The sequence below is a fragment of the Plantibacter sp. H53 genome (assembly GCF_001650455.1).
In the GTDB taxonomy this organism is placed as follows: domain Bacteria; phylum Actinomycetota; class Actinomycetes; order Actinomycetales; family Microbacteriaceae; genus Plantibacter; species Plantibacter flavus_A.
This window is the reverse complement of sequence record NZ_LWCT01000051.1, coordinates 53,628-69,550: the sequence shown is the minus strand read 5'-3', so window position 1 is coordinate 69,550 and position 15,923 is coordinate 53,628. Positions and strand designations below refer to the sequence as shown.

The 15,923-nt window shown below is 69.8% G+C and carries 16 protein-coding genes; 11 read left to right on the top strand and 5 right to left on the bottom strand.

Features of this window, described 5'->3' with window-relative positions; all coding sequences use genetic code 11:
* Positions 1 to 128 precede the first annotated feature (128 nt).
* The 8 genes from A4X17_RS18420 to A4X17_RS18385 all read left to right on the top strand — a co-directional run bounded on the left by A4X17_RS18420 (position 129) and on the right by A4X17_RS18385 (position 9,025).
* Positions 129 to 911: a 2-keto-4-pentenoate hydratase gene (locus A4X17_RS18420; protein WP_064297105.1), complete on the top strand. Its 783-nt coding sequence runs from the start codon at positions 129 to 131 to the stop codon at positions 909 to 911.
* Complete coding sequence (locus A4X17_RS18415) at positions 896 to 1,708, top strand: HpcH/HpaI aldolase/citrate lyase family protein (RefSeq protein ID WP_064297104.1); 813 nt, start codon at positions 896 to 898, stop codon at positions 1,706 to 1,708. Before A4X17_RS18420 ends, A4X17_RS18415 begins: the two co-directional genes overlap by 16 nt.
* A gap of 59 nt (positions 1,709 to 1,767) precedes the next feature.
* Positions 1,768 to 3,264 (top strand): fumarylacetoacetate hydrolase family protein, encoded by a 1,497-nt coding sequence (locus A4X17_RS18410; protein ID WP_064297103.1) that lies wholly within the window; start codon positions 1,768 to 1,770, stop codon positions 3,262 to 3,264.
* Complete coding sequence (locus tag A4X17_RS18405; protein WP_064297102.1) at positions 3,261 to 4,007, top strand: GntR family transcriptional regulator; 747 nt, start codon at positions 3,261 to 3,263, stop codon at positions 4,005 to 4,007. The genes A4X17_RS18410 and A4X17_RS18405 overlap by 4 nt, the downstream gene beginning before the upstream one ends.
* Positions 4,004 to 5,518, top strand: a complete 1,515-nt coding sequence (gene hpaE / locus A4X17_RS18400) for a 5-carboxymethyl-2-hydroxymuconate semialdehyde dehydrogenase (protein ID WP_064297101.1) — start codon at positions 4,004 to 4,006, stop codon at positions 5,516 to 5,518. Before A4X17_RS18405 ends, hpaE begins: the two co-directional genes overlap by 4 nt.
* Positions 5,519 to 5,609: 91 nt before the next feature.
* Complete coding sequence (gene hpaD, locus A4X17_RS18395) at positions 5,610 to 6,710, top strand: 3,4-dihydroxyphenylacetate 2,3-dioxygenase (protein ID WP_064297178.1); 1,101 nt, start codon at positions 5,610 to 5,612, stop codon at positions 6,708 to 6,710.
* 153 nt (positions 6,711 to 6,863) lie between these two features.
* Positions 6,864 to 7,712, top strand: coding sequence for an Ltp family lipoprotein (locus tag A4X17_RS18390; RefSeq protein ID WP_231884439.1), 849 nt, complete (start codon positions 6,864 to 6,866; stop codon positions 7,710 to 7,712).
* Between the two features lie 95 nt (positions 7,713 to 7,807).
* Entirely contained in the window at positions 7,808 to 9,025 is a 1,218-nt protein-coding gene (locus A4X17_RS18385) for a GNAT family N-acetyltransferase (RefSeq protein ID WP_197479119.1), read from the top strand.
* 16 nt (positions 9,026 to 9,041) lie between these two features.
* On the opposite strand, the gene A4X17_RS18380 is transcribed toward A4X17_RS18385, so the two are convergent.
* Positions 9,042 to 9,620 carry a TetR/AcrR family transcriptional regulator gene (locus A4X17_RS18380; protein WP_175484409.1) on the bottom strand — a complete coding sequence of 193 codons (579 nt, stop codon included), beginning with the start codon at positions 9,618 to 9,620 and terminating at the stop codon, positions 9,042 to 9,044.
* Positions 9,621 to 9,666: 46 nt separating this feature from the next.
* Between A4X17_RS18380 and A4X17_RS18375 the strand changes: the two genes are divergently transcribed.
* A complete protein-coding gene (locus A4X17_RS18375; protein ID WP_064297098.1) occupies positions 9,667 to 10,863 on the top strand; it encodes a DUF418 domain-containing protein in 1,197 nt (398 codons plus the stop codon).
* 4 nt (positions 10,864 to 10,867) lie between these two features.
* On the top strand, positions 10,868 to 12,265 hold the full coding sequence (locus A4X17_RS18370) for an alpha/beta fold hydrolase (RefSeq protein WP_082916287.1): 1,398 nt from the start codon (positions 10,868 to 10,870) through the stop codon (positions 12,263 to 12,265).
* Between the two features lie 34 nt (positions 12,266 to 12,299).
* Here A4X17_RS18370 and A4X17_RS18365 read toward each other — a convergent pair whose 3' ends face one another.
* From A4X17_RS18365 to A4X17_RS18355, 3 genes are read right to left on the bottom strand one after another with little or no spacing between them, the layout of a single operon-like run.
* Positions 12,300 to 12,941 carry an ABC-2 transporter permease gene (locus A4X17_RS18365; protein ID WP_064297097.1) on the bottom strand — a complete coding sequence of 214 codons (642 nt, stop codon included), beginning with the start codon at positions 12,939 to 12,941 and terminating at the stop codon, positions 12,300 to 12,302.
* Positions 12,938 to 13,789, bottom strand: coding sequence for an ABC transporter ATP-binding protein (locus tag A4X17_RS18360; protein WP_064297096.1), 852 nt, complete (start codon positions 13,787 to 13,789; stop codon positions 12,938 to 12,940). Before A4X17_RS18360 ends, A4X17_RS18365 begins: the two co-directional genes overlap by 4 nt.
* Positions 13,782 to 14,159, bottom strand: coding sequence for a GntR family transcriptional regulator (locus A4X17_RS18355; protein WP_064297095.1), 378 nt, complete (start codon positions 14,157 to 14,159; stop codon positions 13,782 to 13,784). Before A4X17_RS18355 ends, A4X17_RS18360 begins: the two co-directional genes overlap by 8 nt.
* A 108-nt stretch (positions 14,160 to 14,267) precedes the next feature.
* Between A4X17_RS18355 and A4X17_RS18350 the strand changes: the two genes are divergently transcribed.
* Positions 14,268 to 14,873, top strand: coding sequence for a class I SAM-dependent methyltransferase (locus A4X17_RS18350; RefSeq protein ID WP_064297094.1), 606 nt, complete (start codon positions 14,268 to 14,270; stop codon positions 14,871 to 14,873).
* A gap of 57 nt (positions 14,874 to 14,930) precedes the next feature.
* Here A4X17_RS18350 and A4X17_RS18345 read toward each other — a convergent pair whose 3' ends face one another.
* The gene (locus A4X17_RS18345; RefSeq protein ID WP_064297093.1) at positions 14,931 to 15,914 is read right to left on the bottom strand and encodes an alpha/beta fold hydrolase; all 984 of its coding nucleotides are present in this window, start codon (positions 15,912 to 15,914) and stop codon (positions 14,931 to 14,933) included.
* Positions 15,915 to 15,923 lie beyond the last annotated feature (9 nt).

Genomic DNA, 15,923 nt, shown 5'->3' with positions numbered 1-15,923 from the left:
CCGCCATTGGACCGCCAGAATGTACACCACATCGTATACAATCATGCTCACCGCGCAAGAGGCAGTCGACGACGACGCACCGTATCGTGATCGCAGGCCGCAGTCGACGCAGATGAGGACGGGATGCGATGCAGGATCACGAACGGCAGGCGATCGCCGACGAACTGGCGGCGGCGCACGAGGAGCGGAGCGTCATCCCCCTCCTCACCGCCCGGCACCCGGACATGACCATCGAGGACTCCTACGCCGTGCAGGCGCTGTGGGCCGAACGCCGCATCGCCGCCGGTCGGCGCGTCGTCGGCCACAAGATCGGCCTCACCTCGAAGGCGATGCAGCAGGCCACCGGGATCACCGAACCCGACTACGGCGTCATCCTCGACGACCAGGTCTTCGACTCGGGCGCGACGCTCGACTTCGACGCCTACTCCAACGTCCGCGTGGAGGTCGAGCTGGCGTTCGTCCTCGGACGCCCGCTGCAGGGACCGCACTGCACGATCTTCGAGGTGCTCGACGCGACCGACCACATCGTCCCCGCGCTCGAGGTCCTCAACTCCCACATCGAACTCGACGGTCGCACGATCGTCGACACCATCGCCGACAACGCGGCCCTCGGCGCCATGGTGCTCGGCGGAACGCCCGTCCGCCCCGACGCGATCGATCCGCGATGGGTCTCGGCCCTGCTCTACCGAAACCAGACCATCGAGGAGTCCGGGGTGGCCGGCGCCGTCCTCGGGCACCCGGCACTCGGCGTCGCGTGGCTCGCCGGCAAGCTCGCCCAGCACGGCGGGAGTCTCGCCGCTGGGGAGATCATCCTGTCGGGATCGTTCACGAGACCGATGTGGGTCGAACGGGGCGACACCGTCCACGCCGAATACCAGGGACTGGGAGCCGTGACATGCCGATTCGAATGACCCTGCCGCCGACCTTCGGCGAGCGCCTGCGCACCGCGGATCGCCCCCTCATCGGAATGTGGGTGGTGTCTGGCAGCCCGATCGCGGCGGAGATCGCGGCGGGCAGCGGGCTCGACCTGCTCCTCATCGACGGCGAGCACTCGGCGAACACCCTGGAGAGCATCCAGCTACAGCTGCAGGTGGTGGCCGCCTTCCCGGTGTGTCCGCTGGTGCGGGTGCCGTTCGGCGACGCGGTCGTCATCAAGCAGGTGCTCGACCTCGGGGCGCAGAACCTCATCGTGCCCATGGTGTCGTCGGCCGAGCAGGCGGCGGCGCTCGTGCAGGCCGTGCGCTACCCGCCTCAGGGCGTCCGTGGGGTCGGCAGCGCGCTCGCGAGGTCCTCCCGCTGGAACCGGATCGACGACTACCTCGCGCAGGCGGACGATTCGGTGTCGCTCACGGTGCAGATCGAGTCGGCGGAGGCGGTCGAGCAGGTCGAGGACATCCTCGCGGTCGACGGCGTGGACGCGGTGTTCGTCGGTCCGGCCGACCTCTCGGCGTCGCTCGGACTGCTCGGTCAGCAGGGGCACCCCACCGTGGTCAGCGCTGTCGAGCGGGTGCTCGATGCCGCCGCCGCCGCGGGCAAGCCGGCCGGCGTGAACGCCTTCGACCCCGTCGTGGCCGAGCACTACCTCGACCGCGGGGCGTCCTTCGTCCTCGTCGGTGCGGACGTGTCGCTCCTCGCGCGCGCGTCCGAGCAGTTGGCGGAGCGCTTCATCGACGGTCGGAGCGACGCGAGCCGCGGCGACGGGTACTGACCCTTTCCCACTGCGTCCAGATCGTATACGATTCTGAATACCGACGACGAGGACGTGTGATGAGCAGCCACCAGGGCATCGAAGGTCTCCCGAACAGCGGGGGCGGCAAGATCATCGCCGTCCACCTCAACTACCCGTCACGGGCGGCCCAGCGCGGCCGCACGCCGGAGCACCCCTCGTACTTCCTCAAACCGTGGTCCTCCGTCTCAGGCACGGGCGGCACCATCGAGCGCCCGGCCGGCGCGGAACTGCTCGCCTTCGAGGGCGAGATCGCGATCATCATCGGGACCGCGGCCCGCCGCGTCAGGGTCGAAGACGCCTGGCAACACGTCTCGGGCGTCACCGCGGCGAACGACTTCGGGCTCTACGACCTTCGCAGTGCCGACAAGGGGTCGAACCTGCGCTCGAAGGGCGGCGACGGTTACACGCCCCTCGGCCCGTCCGTCATCCCCGCCGAGCAGATCGATCCGGCCGCCCTCCGCGTGCGCACCTGGGTCAACGGCGTCGTCGTCCAGGACGACTCGAGCGACACACTGCTCTTCCCCTTCGCGCAGCTCATCGCCGACCTCTCACAGCTCTCGACACTCGAGCCGGGCGACGTCATCCTCACCGGGACGCCCGCCGGCTCATCCGTCGTCGTGCCCGGCGACGTCGTCGAGGTCGAGGTCGACGCACCGACCGCACCAGGCGCCCCGACGAGCGGTCGACTCGTGACGACGGTCGTCGAGGGCACCGAGCCCTTCGGCGGGTTCGGCGCGAAACCGGCCGTCGACGACCATCAGCGCATCGAGGCCTGGGGGGACGCTGCGGCGGCGGGTCTGCCCGCACCGGCTGAGCCTCTCACCGCTGCATCGCCCGCCGAACCGCTCGACCCCGCGGTCGCCGAACAGCTCGCCTCGGTCTCGACGGCGACACTCAGCGCCAAGCTGCGGGCCCGCGGGTACACCGAGGTCTTCATCGAGGGCGTCCACGCCTCGCGACCGGGCACGCGCATGGTCGGCGTGGCCCGCACCCTCCGCTTCGTCGCCTACCGGCCCGACCTCTTCGCCGAGCGCGGCAACGGCTTCAACGCGCAGAAGCGTGTCTTCGACACCGTCGAGGCCGGAGAGGTCGTCGTGATCGAGGCACGCGGCGAGCGCGGCACGGGCACCGTCGGCGACGTCCTCGCACTTCGGGCGCAGCAGCGCGGAGCGGCCGGGGTCGTCACCGACGGCGGCATCCGCGATGCCGAGCAGGTCGCGGCGTTCGACCTGCCGACCTTCTCACAGGGCCCGCACCCGTCCGTCCTCGGGCGCCGCCATGTGCCGTGGGAGATCGACGTCGCGGTCACCTGCGGCGGGGCGACGGTCCTGCCCGGCGACGTGATCGTGGGGGACGGTGACGGCGTCATCGCGATCCCCCGGGCGCTCGCCGCCGAGGTCGCCGCGGAGGCGGTCGTGCAGGAGGCGGAGGACGCCTGGATCGCCGAGCAGGTCCGTGGCGGTGCAGCGGTCGACGGCCTCTTCCCGCTGAACGCCGAGTGGCGGGCGCGATACGAGAGCGAGCAGGGACGATGAGCCGGCCACAGCCGACGACCGGGCAGGAGGCGTCGCTCAGCAAGTCCGAGCGCGCCTACCGGTTCATCCGCGAGGCCATCGACGAAGGGCGCTTCGTCCCCGGCTATCGACTGGTACTCGGCCAGATCGCCGGTGAGCTCGACATCAGCGTGGTCCCGGTGCGCGAGGCGATCCGGCGGCTGGAGGCCGAGGGGCTCGTGACGTTCGAGCGCAACGTCGGCGCGCAGGTCGCGATGCTGCACGAGACCGAGTACCTCTTCACGATGCAGACGCTCGCCCTCGTCGAGGGCGCAGCGACCTCGATGAGCGCCGCCTACCTCACCGACGACCACCTGGCCCGCGCCCGCGAGATCAACGAGCGGATGCGCCGCACGCTCGACGACTTCGACCCGCACGCGTTCACGGCGCTGAACCTGGAGTTCCACACCGTCCTCTTCGAGGAGTGCCCGAACCCGCACGTCCTCGACCTCGTCCACCGCGGCTGGCGGCGGCTGAACGCGCTCCGCGACTCCACGTTCAGCTTCGTGCCCGGCCGCGCGCGGGAGTCGGTCGCAGAGCACGACGGCATCCTCGAACTCATCGCCGCCGGCGCGCAGCCGCTCGAGATCGAGATCGCCGCCCGCGACCACCGCACCGCGACCCTCGACGCCATGCTCGCGTACCAGGCGGAGCACCAGCCGCCCACCACGGCCCGCCCGCCGTCGTCACCGCCGTCCACCACCGACCGGAGGAACCACCCATGACCCAGCACGTTCCGGCAGCGTTGCCCGACCGTATCCGGCACTACATCGACGGCGCGTTCGTCGACTCGGTCGACGGCGACACCTTCGACGTCCTCGACCCGGTGTCGAACGAGACCTACGTCCAGGCCGCCGCCGGCAAGCAGGCCGACATCGACCTCGCCGTCGCCGCAGCCAAGCGCGCCTTCGACGAGGGTCCGTGGCCGCGGCTCCTCCCCCGCGAGCGCAGCCGGATCCTGCACCGGGTCGCCGACGCCGTCGAAGCGCAGGACGCCCGCCTCGCGGAGCTGGAGAGCTTCGACACCGGGCTGCCGATCACGCAGGCGCTCGGTCAGGCGAAGCGCGCCGCCGAGAACTTCCGGTTCTTCGCCGATCTGATCGTCGCCCAGCACGACGACACCTATAAGGTCCCGGGGCGGCAGGTCAACTACGTCAACCGCAAGCCCATCGGTGTCGCGGGGCTCATCACGCCGTGGAACACGCCGTTCATGCTCGAGAGCTGGAAGCTCGCTCCGGCCCTCGCGACCGGCAACACGGTCGTCCTGAAGCCGGCGGAGTTCACCCCGCTCTCGGCGAGCCTGTGGGCGGACATCTTCCGCGACGCCGGCGTGCCCGACGGCGTGTTCAACCTCGTGAACGGGCTCGGCGAGGACGCCGGCGACGCCCTCGTGAAGCACCCGGAAGTGCCGCTCATCTCGTTCACCGGCGAGAGCAGCACCGGTCAGCTCATCTTCGCGAACGCCGCGCCGTTCCTGAAGGGGCTCTCGATGGAGCTCGGCGGCAAGTCACCGGCCGTCGTGTTCGCCGACGCCGACCTCGACGACGCCCTCGACGCGACGGTGTTCGGCGTGTTCTCCCTGAACGGCGAGCGCTGCACCGCCGGCAGCCGCATCCTCGTCGAGCGGAGTGTCTACGATGACTTCGTCGAGCGGTACGCCGAGCGGGCCCGCAACATCGTCGTCGGACATCCGAGCGACCCGGCCACCGAGGTCGGCGCGCTCGTGCACCCGGAGCACTATGAGAAGGTCATGGGCTACGTCGAGATCGGCAAGACCGAGGGCCGCCTCGTCGCCGGTGGTGGTCGCCCCGAGGGGTTGACGACCGGCAACTACGTCGCGCCGACGGTCTTCGCCGACGTCCCGCCGAGCGCCCGCATCTTCCAGGAGGAGATCTTCGGGCCGGTCGTCGCCATCACCCCGTTCGACTCCGACGAGGAGGCACTCGCCCTCGCGAACGACACGAGGTACGGGCTCGCCGCGTACATCTGGACGAACGATCTCAAGCGGGCTCACACCTTCTCGCAGAACGTGCAGGCCGGGATGGTGTGGCTGAACTCGAACAACGTGCGCGACCTCCGCACGCCGTTCGGCGGCGTGAAGGCCTCGGGGCTGGGTCACGAGGGCGGCTACCGCTCGATCGACTTCTACACCGACCAGCAGGCGGTGCACATCACGCTGAACCAGGCGCACTCCCCGCGCTTCGGCACGGGCGGGCCGCTACAGGCCGCGCACTGACCGCTCCCGGTCGACCTCCACCCAGCAACCGAGATCAGCAAGGACGCAGATCATGTCGAACCCCATCACCCCGTCGTCGGCCGAGCCCGTCATGACCGCCACCGACCCGATCCCCGTGCCGGTGAACCGCATCCCCACGCCCGCGGCCACCCCGCCGGACATCCTCCGCTGTGCGTACATGGAGATCGTCGTCACGGATCTGGCCGCGAGCCGGAAGTTCTACGTCGACGTGCTCGACCTCGTGGTCACGGAGGAGGATGAGCACACCGTCTACCTGCGGAGCTTCGAGGAGTTCATCCACCACAACCTCGTGCTGCGGCAGGGGCCGGTGGCGGCGGTCGCGGCGTTCAGCTACCGGGTGCGGAGTCCTGAGGACCTCGACCGCGCGGTCGCCTTCTACACGGAGCTCGGGTGCCGGGTGGAGCGTCGTGCCGAGGGGTATGTGCAGGGCATCGGCGACTCGGTGCGCGTCGAGGATCCGCTCGGGTTCCCCGTCGAGTTCTTCTACGACGTGGAGCACGTCGAGCGGTTGGCCTGGCGCTACGACCTGTACACGCCGGGCGCGCTCGTGCGGCTCGACCACTTCAACCAGGTGACGCCCGATGTGCCGCGGGCGGTCGCGTACATGGAGGACCTCGGGTTCCGGGTCACGGAGGACATCCAGGACGAGGCCGGGACGACGTACGCGGCGTGGATGCGGCGGAAACCGACCGTCCACGACACCGCGATGACGGGCGGTGACGGACCGCGCATGCACCACGTGGCGTTCGCGACGCATGAGAAGCACAACATCATCGCGATCTGCGACAAGCTCGGCGCGCTGCGGATGTCGGACGTCATCGAGCGCGGCCCCGGCCGACACGGCGTCTCGAACGCGTTCTACCTGTACATCCGGGACCCCGACGGCCACCGGATCGAGATCTACACCCAGGACTACTACACGGGTGACCCCGACAACCCGGTGGTCACGTGGGACGTGCACGACAACCAGCGTCGCGACTGGTGGGGCAATGCCGTCGTGCCGAGTTGGTACACGGACGCGTCGCTCGTGCTCGACCTCGACGGCGAGCCGAAGCCCGTGGTCTCCAGGACCGACGACTCCGAACTCGAGGTCACGATCGGCGCCGACGGCTTCTCCTACACCCGCAAGGGCGACGAGGCGCAGGGCTTCAAGCTCGGCAACACCCTCTAGGCCTCGGTTCATTCGCCCATTTTTGGGCGACCCAGTACTCGCTCGCCCAAAGATGGGCGAATGAACCGGGCCAGGTGGAACCTCCCGAATCACCCCTGCACTGGGGGCAACACCACTCTCGGAAGTCGGTCGCTCGACTGCCATGCTCACAGTGTGACCACATCAGAACCGCTGGGGGGCGGCTCACAGCAGCCCGACCCCGCCTACGCACAGCAGCCGACCGCGCCCTACACGAACCCGTACGCACCGACGGCCCAGTACACCGACACCACGGCACCGCCGCCTTACGGCCAGCAGCCATACGGTCAGCAGCCGCAGCAGACACCGCCCCGTCCGACCTCGGCAGGGCTCGCGATCGCGGCCCTGATCGTCGGTATCGTCGCGTTCCTCATGGGCCTCATCCCCGTCGCCGGTGCACTCGTCGGAATCGCGGCGATCGTCCTGGCGGTACTCGCACTGCAGAAGCGACAGTCCAAGGGGCTCGCGGTCACCGGTCTCATCCTCGGAGCCGTCGCGACCATCGCATCATTCGGCACCCTCGTCGGAATCGACGCAGCGGTGAACAGTGTGTCCGATGACAAGCCTGCTGCGATCGTGGAGACCTCGACGCCGGCCGACGAAGCGGCCAAGCCGGTCGAGACGACTGCGCCCGTCGCCGAGACTCCGGTTCCCGCAGCTCCTGCTGCACCCGCGGTGCCCGTCGAGTACCAGTCCGCGCTGATCAAGGCGAAGAGCTACTCGGACCTCATGCACATGAGTAAGGCCGGCATCTACGACCAGCTGACCTCCGAATACGGCGAACAGTTTTCACCGGAGGCGGGCCAGTACGCCGTCGACAACCTGCAGGCCGACTACAACGCGAACGCGCTCGCGAAGGCGAAGTCCTACCAGGAGACCATGTCGATGTCGCCCGAAGCGATCCGCGACCAGCTGACCAGCGAGTACGGCGAGAAGTTCACGCCCGAAGAGGCCGACTACGCGATCCTGCACCTCAACGACTGACCTGAGGTGAGGCGGATCGTCGCATGCTCGCCGCTCGGACGACGATCTGCCTCACCTCAAGGTCGATCATCCGCGCACTTCCCTATGCTGGCTGGATGATGAGCCCGGTCGGCTACACCACCTTCACCGGATCCGCACCCGACGGCGTGTGGGGCGAGGTGACGCAGTTGTTCGTCGCGGCGTTCACCGCCGAGCCGTACAACGAGGACGCGATCGACCTCGCGACCATCCGGCAGTGGGGCCCGGAGCATCTCGGGCACCGCGGCGGGCGCCTCGTGATCGCCACGGTCGACCGCCGGATCGTGGGCTTCGCGCTCGCCCACGGCCTCGACGCCGACCCCGCCTGGCTCGGCATCCTCGCGCAACTGGCCGACTCCAGCAGCACGGCTTCGACTGCGCTCGCGCGACCGGCGGACGCCCTCGTCGTCCACGAGCTCGCCGTCTCGGAGGAACAGCGCGGACGCGGGATCGCCCGCGGCTGCCTGGCTGAAGTCTTGCAGGAGCGCACCGAGTCGACGACCTTCATCGGCGTCTACGAGCGCGCGACCAACGCCGCGTCGATGTACCACCGCTGGGGGCTCAGCGAACTCGGTCGCGTACCGATGCCTGGCGACGCGATCGCCCTCCGCGTCCTGTCCGCACCCACGACCGAGCTGGTTTCGCGCCTGCGGTCCGCCGACCCGGCGTCGGCGCGGATGACCCGGCGGACGCTCTGGCTCAGCTCCTGGGAGTGGGATTGTTGCGGCGGACCGTTGGAAACCGGCCAACGGGCGACCTTCTCCGTCTGGCCCGTCGACGACGGCCAGCGGACCTGGCTGACCGAGGAGATCGGGGCGGATCTGACGGCGCGGATCGACGGTGTCGAGATGCACCACGAAGAGGACGCCGCACCGGAGCGGCTGACGGGCAGGCTGGCGAAGCTGTCGAGGGTGTCGATACCCTCGCGCCGCGTCCACACCAAGCGACCACCGTTGCCGCTTGGAGCTCTGCCCGCGACGAGGCGCCTCATTGGGCCACCAGGCAGCGGCGTGTACATCGGCGTAGCGGTCTCCGACTACGTCGCCCACCATGAGACCGTCCCCGGCCCGCCCGTCGTCGAGGAGACACCGCGGATCCCGCTCACGCGCGGGATCGATCACCCCGACGCCCAAGCAGCGGCAGAAGCAGCGGCGGCCGCGGCACGCGCAGCGGCGCAGACGGCGGAAGCTGCCGCTCGAGCGGCGCAGACGACCGGCCCGCCACCACCCGGCGAGGTCGAACCCCGACTGGTCGGCTACCTCGTCGAACTCGAACCCGAACCCGACGTCGACTGAACTGAAACCTCGCGACTCAGCCCGCTCGGCGCAGGCCCCGGAGCGTCGCGGCGATGAGCCGTTCCGCCCGCTCCGGGGTCATCCGGTCCGACTGCTCCGCCGCTCGCGCGACCGCGATGCCGTCGAGCACCGCGAGCAGGAGTGCCGCATCGTCCGCAGCCAAGCTGTCGTCAGGGAACGCTGCGACGAGCAGCCGCAGGAGGACCTCCTCGGTGCGGGCCCAGTCGACGGCGTGGATCGCTCGCACCTCGGTCTCCGTGCTCGCCCGCGCGGCGAAGGCGACCCAGACGATCCCATCGGTCAGGTCGTCGCCCTCGATGCAGGCGATCTCACGACAGAAGATCCGAAGTCGCTCCTCCTCGGACGCCACGGCCTCGAGCCGCGCCGCCACGCGCCGACGGAACCGCTCGTTGACCTCGGTCATCGCCGCGACGACCAGTCGGTCCTTCGTCGGGAAGTGATGCTGGACCGCGCCGACGGAGACCCCGGCTTCGCCAGCGACCGTGCGGATGGTCAGGGCGTCGGCTCCGCGCGACGCCATGATGCGCAGCAGTGCATCGAGGATCCGATCCCTGTTCGTGTCCTGCTCGGTCATCGCCTCCGCTTTCGCCATCGCCCACTCGACAGGGTACGGTCATCTCATGACCAATACGAGCGTATTGCCACCGTCGCGTCCAAGCAACCGACGGATCGCCGCACTCGACGTCGTCCGCGGACTCGCCATCCTCGGCACGCTCGGCACCAACATCTGGCTGTTCTCGCACCCTTGGGGCATGGTCGGCATGCTCTCGGCCCCGGTGACGCCGGAGACCGGCCCCGCGGCGGGCACGATCCAGCTCGCCCTCATGGCACTCACGCAGGGCAAGTTCCTCGCTCTGCTGACCCTGATGTTCGGCGCCGGACTCGCGATCCAGCACGCCGCGGCACGCCGACGCGAGCAGCGCTGGCCGGGCCGGTACCTGTGGCGCGCCACCCTGCTCCTCATCGACGGTGCCGTGAACTACGTCCTCATCGCGGAGTTCGACGTCCTCATGGGTTATGCGGTCACCGGCGCCATCGTCGCCTGGCTCCTGCTCACCAGGCCCCGCGCCCAGCGCGCCATGATCGCCGTCTTCGGGGCGCTGCACGTCCTCCTCATCACCGCGATCGTCGCGTTCATCGCCACGACGCCGACGATGTCGGGCGACCTCTCCCTCCCCGCCGGACCGAGCCCGTACGCCACTGACTCGTTCCTCGGCCTGGCGGCCTTCCGACTCGAGAACGTGGGGGTCTTCCGCGCGGAGCCCGTGCTGATCGGGTTCCTCACGCTCGCGATGTTCCTCGCCGGCGCACACCTCTTCCAAGCCGGCGTCTTCGGGGAGACCGGCGGTCGACTCCGACGCCGCCTGATGATCGTCGGTGCCTGCGCGCTGCCGGTCGACCTCGCCCTCGGTGTCTGGGGCGGCACCGCAGGACTCCTCGCGGAACGCTACCTGGCCGCGCCCCTCGTGGCGCTCGGCATCCTCGGTGCCACCGTCGAGCTCTGTCGTCGCTTCGGTACCGAGGGCTGGATCGCCTCACGCCTCCGCGAACTCGGGAAGGTCGCCTTGAGCGCGTACCTGCTCCAGAACCTCCTCGGCGGCGCGATCTTCTACGGCTGGGGCTTCGGCCTCGCCGAACTCGCCGCCCCGTGGCGCGTCCCGGTCACCGTCGCTGCGTTCGTCGTCATCGCCGCGCTCGTGACCGGCTTCGCCCACCTCTGGCTCCGACGGTTCGCGCTCGGCCCCGTCGAATGGCTCTGGAAACGCGGCGCGGAGCTCGGGACGAAGCAGCCGGAGGGCCGACCCTCGCTACGGTGAGACCATGACCACCGTGCACCTGATCGGCCAGTTGATCTGCGCGACACCGACCGACGTGGCGATCGTCGAGACCCTTCTACCGGAGCATGTCGCGCTCACCCGCGCCGAACCGGGGTGTGTGTCGTTCGAGGTGACGCCGACGGACGACCCGCTCGTCTGGGATGTCGCCGAGGTCTTCGAAGATGACGAGTCGTTCGCAGCACACCAGGCCCGCGTCGCGTCCAGCGAGTGGGGGCGTGCGACCGCGGGCATCGAACGCCGCTACCAGGTGACCCGGTCGCCAGCAGGCCAGGCCGTTTTGGACGTCAGCGACGACGACCTCGCCGACCTCCGCCGCAGACTCCACGACACCCGCTGGCCCGACCGGTGGCCGACCGCGGGTTGGGAGGCCGGCACCGACCAGGACGAACTGCGGCGGCTCGTCACCTACTGGGCGGACGACTTCGACTGGGCGGCACAGCAGCGGGACATCAACGCCCTGCCGTGGCACCGCGCCGAGATCGGCGGGGCCGCGATCACCTACCTCCGGTTCGACGCCGAGGCCCCGGGCGGCATCCCCGTCGTCCTCACGAACGGATGGCCGAGCACCGCCCTCGAACTGGTCGGACTCGCCAGGCGCCTCGCGACACCGTCCCGGTACGGCGGAGACCCGGCGAGCGCCTTCACCGTCATCGTGCCCGCACTGCCCGGACTGCCGTTCTCACCGCAACGGCCGAGCTTCGGCGACCAGACGCACGAGCTGTGGCACACGCTCATGCACGACCACCTCGGCTTCGCCCGGTACGCCGCCCACGGAGGCGATCTCGGATCCGGAATCACCTCTCGGCTCGCGCAGGCGCATCCCGAGGCGGTCGCCGGCATCCACCTCCTCGCGGTCGCTGCACCGCGCGAGGTCGACGCCGAGACGCTCACCGAGGAGGAGCGGGCGCATCTCGCCCGGGTCGATGCCTGGGACGCCGAGGAGGGTGCGTATGAGCATCAGCACCACACCCGTCCGCTCACGCTCGCTCCCGCGCTGTCCGACTCCCCCGTCGGCCTGCTCTCATGGATCCTCGAGAAGCATCGGGCCTGGAGCGATTGCGGCGGCGACGTCTCGTCCCGGTTCAGCGACGAGTACCTCGCGACGCTCGCCTCCGTCTACTGGTTCACGAACGCGATCGGCACGTCGCTCCGCCCGTACTACGAGTCCGCGACCGGGATCACGACGCGTGTCGACCGGGTCGAGGTGCCGACCGCGGTCGCGCTCTTCCCGCACGACCTGGCGAGTCCGCCGCGCAGCTGGGCCGAGCGGAGCTACGACGTGCGGCGGTTCACGACCATGCCGCGGGGTGGCCATTTCGCGCCGCACGAGGAACCCGAACTCCTCGCGGACGACATCCGGGCGTTCCTGACGACGCTGTGATGCCGGGAACGCCCGGGACGGATGCTGCGACTGCTCAGAGTTCGCGCTTGCGGTACAGCGGCACGGCGACGAGGACGCCGACGACGATCCCGGTGGCGCCGAGCGCGAGTCCGAGGCCGACTGCGAGCGGGAGCGGAACACCGGTGGCGGCCTCTTGCACGCCGTCCAGCACGCCGATCGCCTGCGCGAGCCAGGCGAGGCCTGCGATCGCCAGCGCAGGGGCGTAGCTGATCAGTCGGCCGCGCGTGTATCCGATCCGGAACAGGACCGGCAACTGGATGCTGGCCGACAGCCCGACGAAGGCGACCGCGACGGCCTGGATCACGAGCAGGAGGCCCCAGTCGAGTGAGGCGCCGCGCACGCCGGCCATGAGCAGGGTCACGGCGAAGGCGATCGCCGAGGCGAGCAGGGCGAAGACGACGATGGAGCCGGCCCGTCCCACCACGACGGTGGACCGCGAGACGGGGAGGATGCCGTAGAGCGTGTCGAGGCGTCCGCGCTCGTCGCCGAGGAACGGCGCGGCGATCATGAGCGAGGTGACGATCGCCGCGCCCATGATCGCCATGCCGGGCACGGGGAGCAGGATCCCGACGACGGCGACGAAGCCGAGCAGGAGGAGCGTCTGCCGCCGCGGCAGCCAGGAGGTCAGGTCGAAGCGGATGAATGAGCCGATCATGCGGAAGCCTTCCCGTGTGCTGCTGCCAGGTGGATGACGATGTCGTCGACGCTCGCCGGGTCGATCACGGTCTCCGGTCCGAACTCCGCCATCTGCGTCGTCCGGATGAGCGCGGACCACTGCTCCCCGCGCCGCTCGAGCCCGAGCACCTCGCCGGTCGGCGGCGCTCCCGCGCCCCGCACCATCGCGAACTCGTCGACGGTGTCGGCGAACCGTCCGTCATAGGCGACCCGGCCGTTCACGAGCACGAGCAGGTCGTCGGCGAGCTCGTCGAGATCCGTCGTGATGTGTGTCGAGAAGAGCACCGCGTGCTCGGGGTCGACCATGAACTCGCGGATCAGGTCCCCGATCTCGCGGCGGGAAGCCGGGTCGAGGCCGCTGGACGGCTCGTCGAGGATGAGGAGTTCCGGCTGCTGCGCGAGCGCGGTCGACAGCGACAGCTTGACGCCCTGCCCACGGGACAGCTCGCTGACCCGCTGCTCGCGGGGCACCCCGAGGCGGTCGAGCAGCCCCTCGAAGCGTTGCTGATCCCACGCCGGGTAGAACGGGCTGAGCCGTCGGCCGATCGATGCGACCCGCCACTCCGGAGCCGCGGTCGGCTGGTCGAGGACGACGCCGATGCGTGCGAGCGCACTCGGGGAACCGGCCGGCCGCCCCAGCACCTCGATGTCGCCGGCGTCGGGGGTCAGCAGGCCCAGTAGGGCACGGATGGTGGTCGTCTTGCCGGCCCCGTTGGGTCCGACGAGGCCGGTCACGGTGCCGCGTTCGACCGCGAAGGAGACGTCGTCGACGGCGAATGATCGCCGCTGGACGCGCAGTCCCTCGATGCGAAGGATGTTGTCAGTCATCGGTACTCCACCTCTGTTCGAGTCGTGTCTGGATGTCGGTCCTGCTGAGGCGCGCATGCCGAGCCGCGATGACGAGCTCGCTGATGACCTCGTCGACCCGCGACTGCAGGAGGGTGCTCGCCGTCTCGGGGTCGACGTCGAGGACGACGAACCCGCGTCCGTGCTCACTCCGCACCAAGCCCTCGGCGACGAGATCGTTGTAGGCCCGGGTGACGGTGATGACGCTCACCCGGAGATCCGCCGCGAACTGCCGCAGGGACGGGAGCGTCTGCCCGACGGGGATCTCCCCGGCGAGGATCGACGCACGCAACTGGGTCTCGATCTGTTCGTAGATCGGTGTTCCCGAACTGTTCGAGATCACGACGCCCATGGCACCTCCATCTGTTTATAAACACCATAACAGTTGGCATGCGGAACCGCGAGGCCCGCCTCTCCATCCCGACGGCGAAGCGTGCCGCGTGCTCGCTACGGTGGAGCCATGAGCACCGTCCGAGACGCCTACACCCGACGGTCCACCGAGTACGCGAAGCTGCTGGGCACGATGGCCTCGGTGCATCCGTCGGACCGGCAGCTCGTGACCTCCTGGGCCGACCGGATCGCCGGTCCCGCACTGGACGCCGGCTGTGGCCCGGGACAGTGGACGGCTTACCTCGCCTCGCGCGGCCTCGACATCCGCGGCATCGACCTGGTCCCCGAGTTCATCGCGCATGCCCGCGTCGAGCACCCGGAGACCCGGTTCGACCTCGGCAGCCTCGACACCCTCGACGCTGAGACCGGCTCGGTGGGCGGCGTCCTCGCCTGGTACTCGCTGATCCACCACCGTCCCGACACGATCGAGACACCGCTCGCGGAATTCGCTCGCGTGCTCCGGCCGGGAGGTGGACTCCTCATCGGCTGCTTCGAGGGGCCATCGGTCGAAGCGTTCGACCATGCCGTGGCGACGGCCTATCGCTGGCCGATCGCGGAGCTGGCCGAGCGCGTGCGCCGAGCGGGCTTCGAGGTCATCGAGACGCACACCAGGACGAGCCTCGATCAACGACCGCACGGAGCGATCCTGGCCAGGCGAGCCGACCCGGTGAGGTGAGGCGGTTCGTCACCCGGCCCGCGGCTGAGCGACGAACCGCCGCATCTCAGCGAGCGCTCAGTCGTGGTCGATGGAGGCGACCGCGTCGGCCACCTGCGACTTCCCCTCGGCCACACGGTCGTCGTCGTCGGTGACGATTCCGATCGTCTCCTCGATGCGCCCCTGCACAGCCTGGATGACCGCCTTCGGCTGCGGTGCCTCCGGCTCGGAGTCGTCGCTCCCGTCCGAGTCCTCGGGGTAGACCCGGAGCCGGTCGTCGTCACCGTCCGCCACCGTGCGTCTGGCGTGGTCGACGCAGAGTTTGGCGACCTCCTCCGCGTGCGCGTACATGACGGAGTGCGCTGCGCCTGGGATCTCCCAGAGGCGCGAGGAGGGCAGGAGTTCTCCGACCCGCTCCACCCACTCGCGCGGTGCGACGGCATCGTACTCGCCGCGGATCACGAGCGTGTGCGCCTGCACCTTCGGCAGGGCCTCCTCGATCGGATACCTGAGCATCTGGGGCAGAACCCGAGAGAACCACTTGAAGCCGCAGAAGACGTAGGCGCTGACGGCGAGCACCTTCACCGTGAGCGGTTCGTGCCAGCTCGACTGCAGGAAGCGGACGGCCTGGGTGAGCACCCGGCGCTGACCGGGCACGACGACCGGGCCGATGAGGACGAGGGTGGACAGCTCAGGACGACGGGAGACGAGGTCACTGACCACCTGGCTGCCCATCGAGTGGCCGACGATGATCGGGTCCTTGAGATCGAGCTCGTCGATCACCCGGCCGACGAGGTCCGCGTACTCGCGGATCGTGAGCGTCGACGAGGGGTGCGGCACGCCGCCGAAGCCGGGGAGGTCGAGCGCGTGCACGGGGCCGAACTCGTTGAGGTGCGGCGCCAGGCGTTCGAAGTAGGTGGAGGAGACACCGATGCCCGGGATGAGGATGAAGGAGCGGTCGCCGCTGGATCCCACGGAGTTGACCCGGACGTAGACGTCGCCGTCGTACACGCGATCGACCCGCACACTCCGCCTGCGACGCTTGCGTTCGATCCTCGACATGCCCCCAGC

Bases quoted from the DNA above. Each gene is read 5' to 3' on its own strand.
- A4X17_RS18420 (WP_064297105.1), top strand. From the start codon at position 129: ATGCAGGATCACGAACGGCAGGCGATCGCCGACGAACTGGCGGCGGCG.
- A4X17_RS18415 (WP_064297104.1), top strand. From the start codon at position 896: ATGCCGATTCGAATGACCCTGCCGCCGACCTTCGGCGAGCGCCTGCGC.
- A4X17_RS18410 (WP_064297103.1), top strand. From the start codon at position 1,768: ATGAGCAGCCACCAGGGCATCGAAGGTCTCCCGAACAGCGGGGGCGGC.
- A4X17_RS18405 (WP_064297102.1), top strand. From the start codon at position 3,261: ATGAGCCGGCCACAGCCGACGACCGGGCAGGAGGCGTCGCTCAGCAAG.
- hpaE (WP_064297101.1), top strand. From the start codon at position 4,004: ATGACCCAGCACGTTCCGGCAGCGTTGCCCGACCGTATCCGGCACTAC.
- hpaD (WP_064297178.1), top strand. From the start codon at position 5,610: ATGACCGCCACCGACCCGATCCCCGTGCCGGTGAACCGCATCCCCACG.
- A4X17_RS18385 (WP_197479119.1), top strand. From the start codon at position 7,808: ATGATGAGCCCGGTCGGCTACACCACCTTCACCGGATCCGCACCCGAC.
- A4X17_RS18380 (WP_175484409.1), bottom strand. From the start codon at position 9,620: ATGACCGAGCAGGACACGAACAGGGATCGGATCCTCGATGCACTGCTG.
- A4X17_RS18375 (WP_064297098.1), top strand. From the start codon at position 9,667: ATGACCAATACGAGCGTATTGCCACCGTCGCGTCCAAGCAACCGACGG.
- A4X17_RS18370 (WP_082916287.1), top strand. From the start codon at position 10,868: ATGACCACCGTGCACCTGATCGGCCAGTTGATCTGCGCGACACCGACC.
- A4X17_RS18365 (WP_064297097.1), bottom strand. From the start codon at position 12,941: ATGATCGGCTCATTCATCCGCTTCGACCTGACCTCCTGGCTGCCGCGG.
- A4X17_RS18360 (WP_064297096.1), bottom strand. From the start codon at position 13,789: ATGACTGACAACATCCTTCGCATCGAGGGACTGCGCGTCCAGCGGCGA.
- A4X17_RS18355 (WP_064297095.1), bottom strand. From the start codon at position 14,159: ATGGGCGTCGTGATCTCGAACAGTTCGGGAACACCGATCTACGAACAG.
- A4X17_RS18350 (WP_064297094.1), top strand. From the start codon at position 14,268: ATGAGCACCGTCCGAGACGCCTACACCCGACGGTCCACCGAGTACGCG.
- A4X17_RS18345 (WP_064297093.1), bottom strand. From the start codon at position 15,914: ATGTCGAGGATCGAACGCAAGCGTCGCAGGCGGAGTGTGCGGGTCGAT.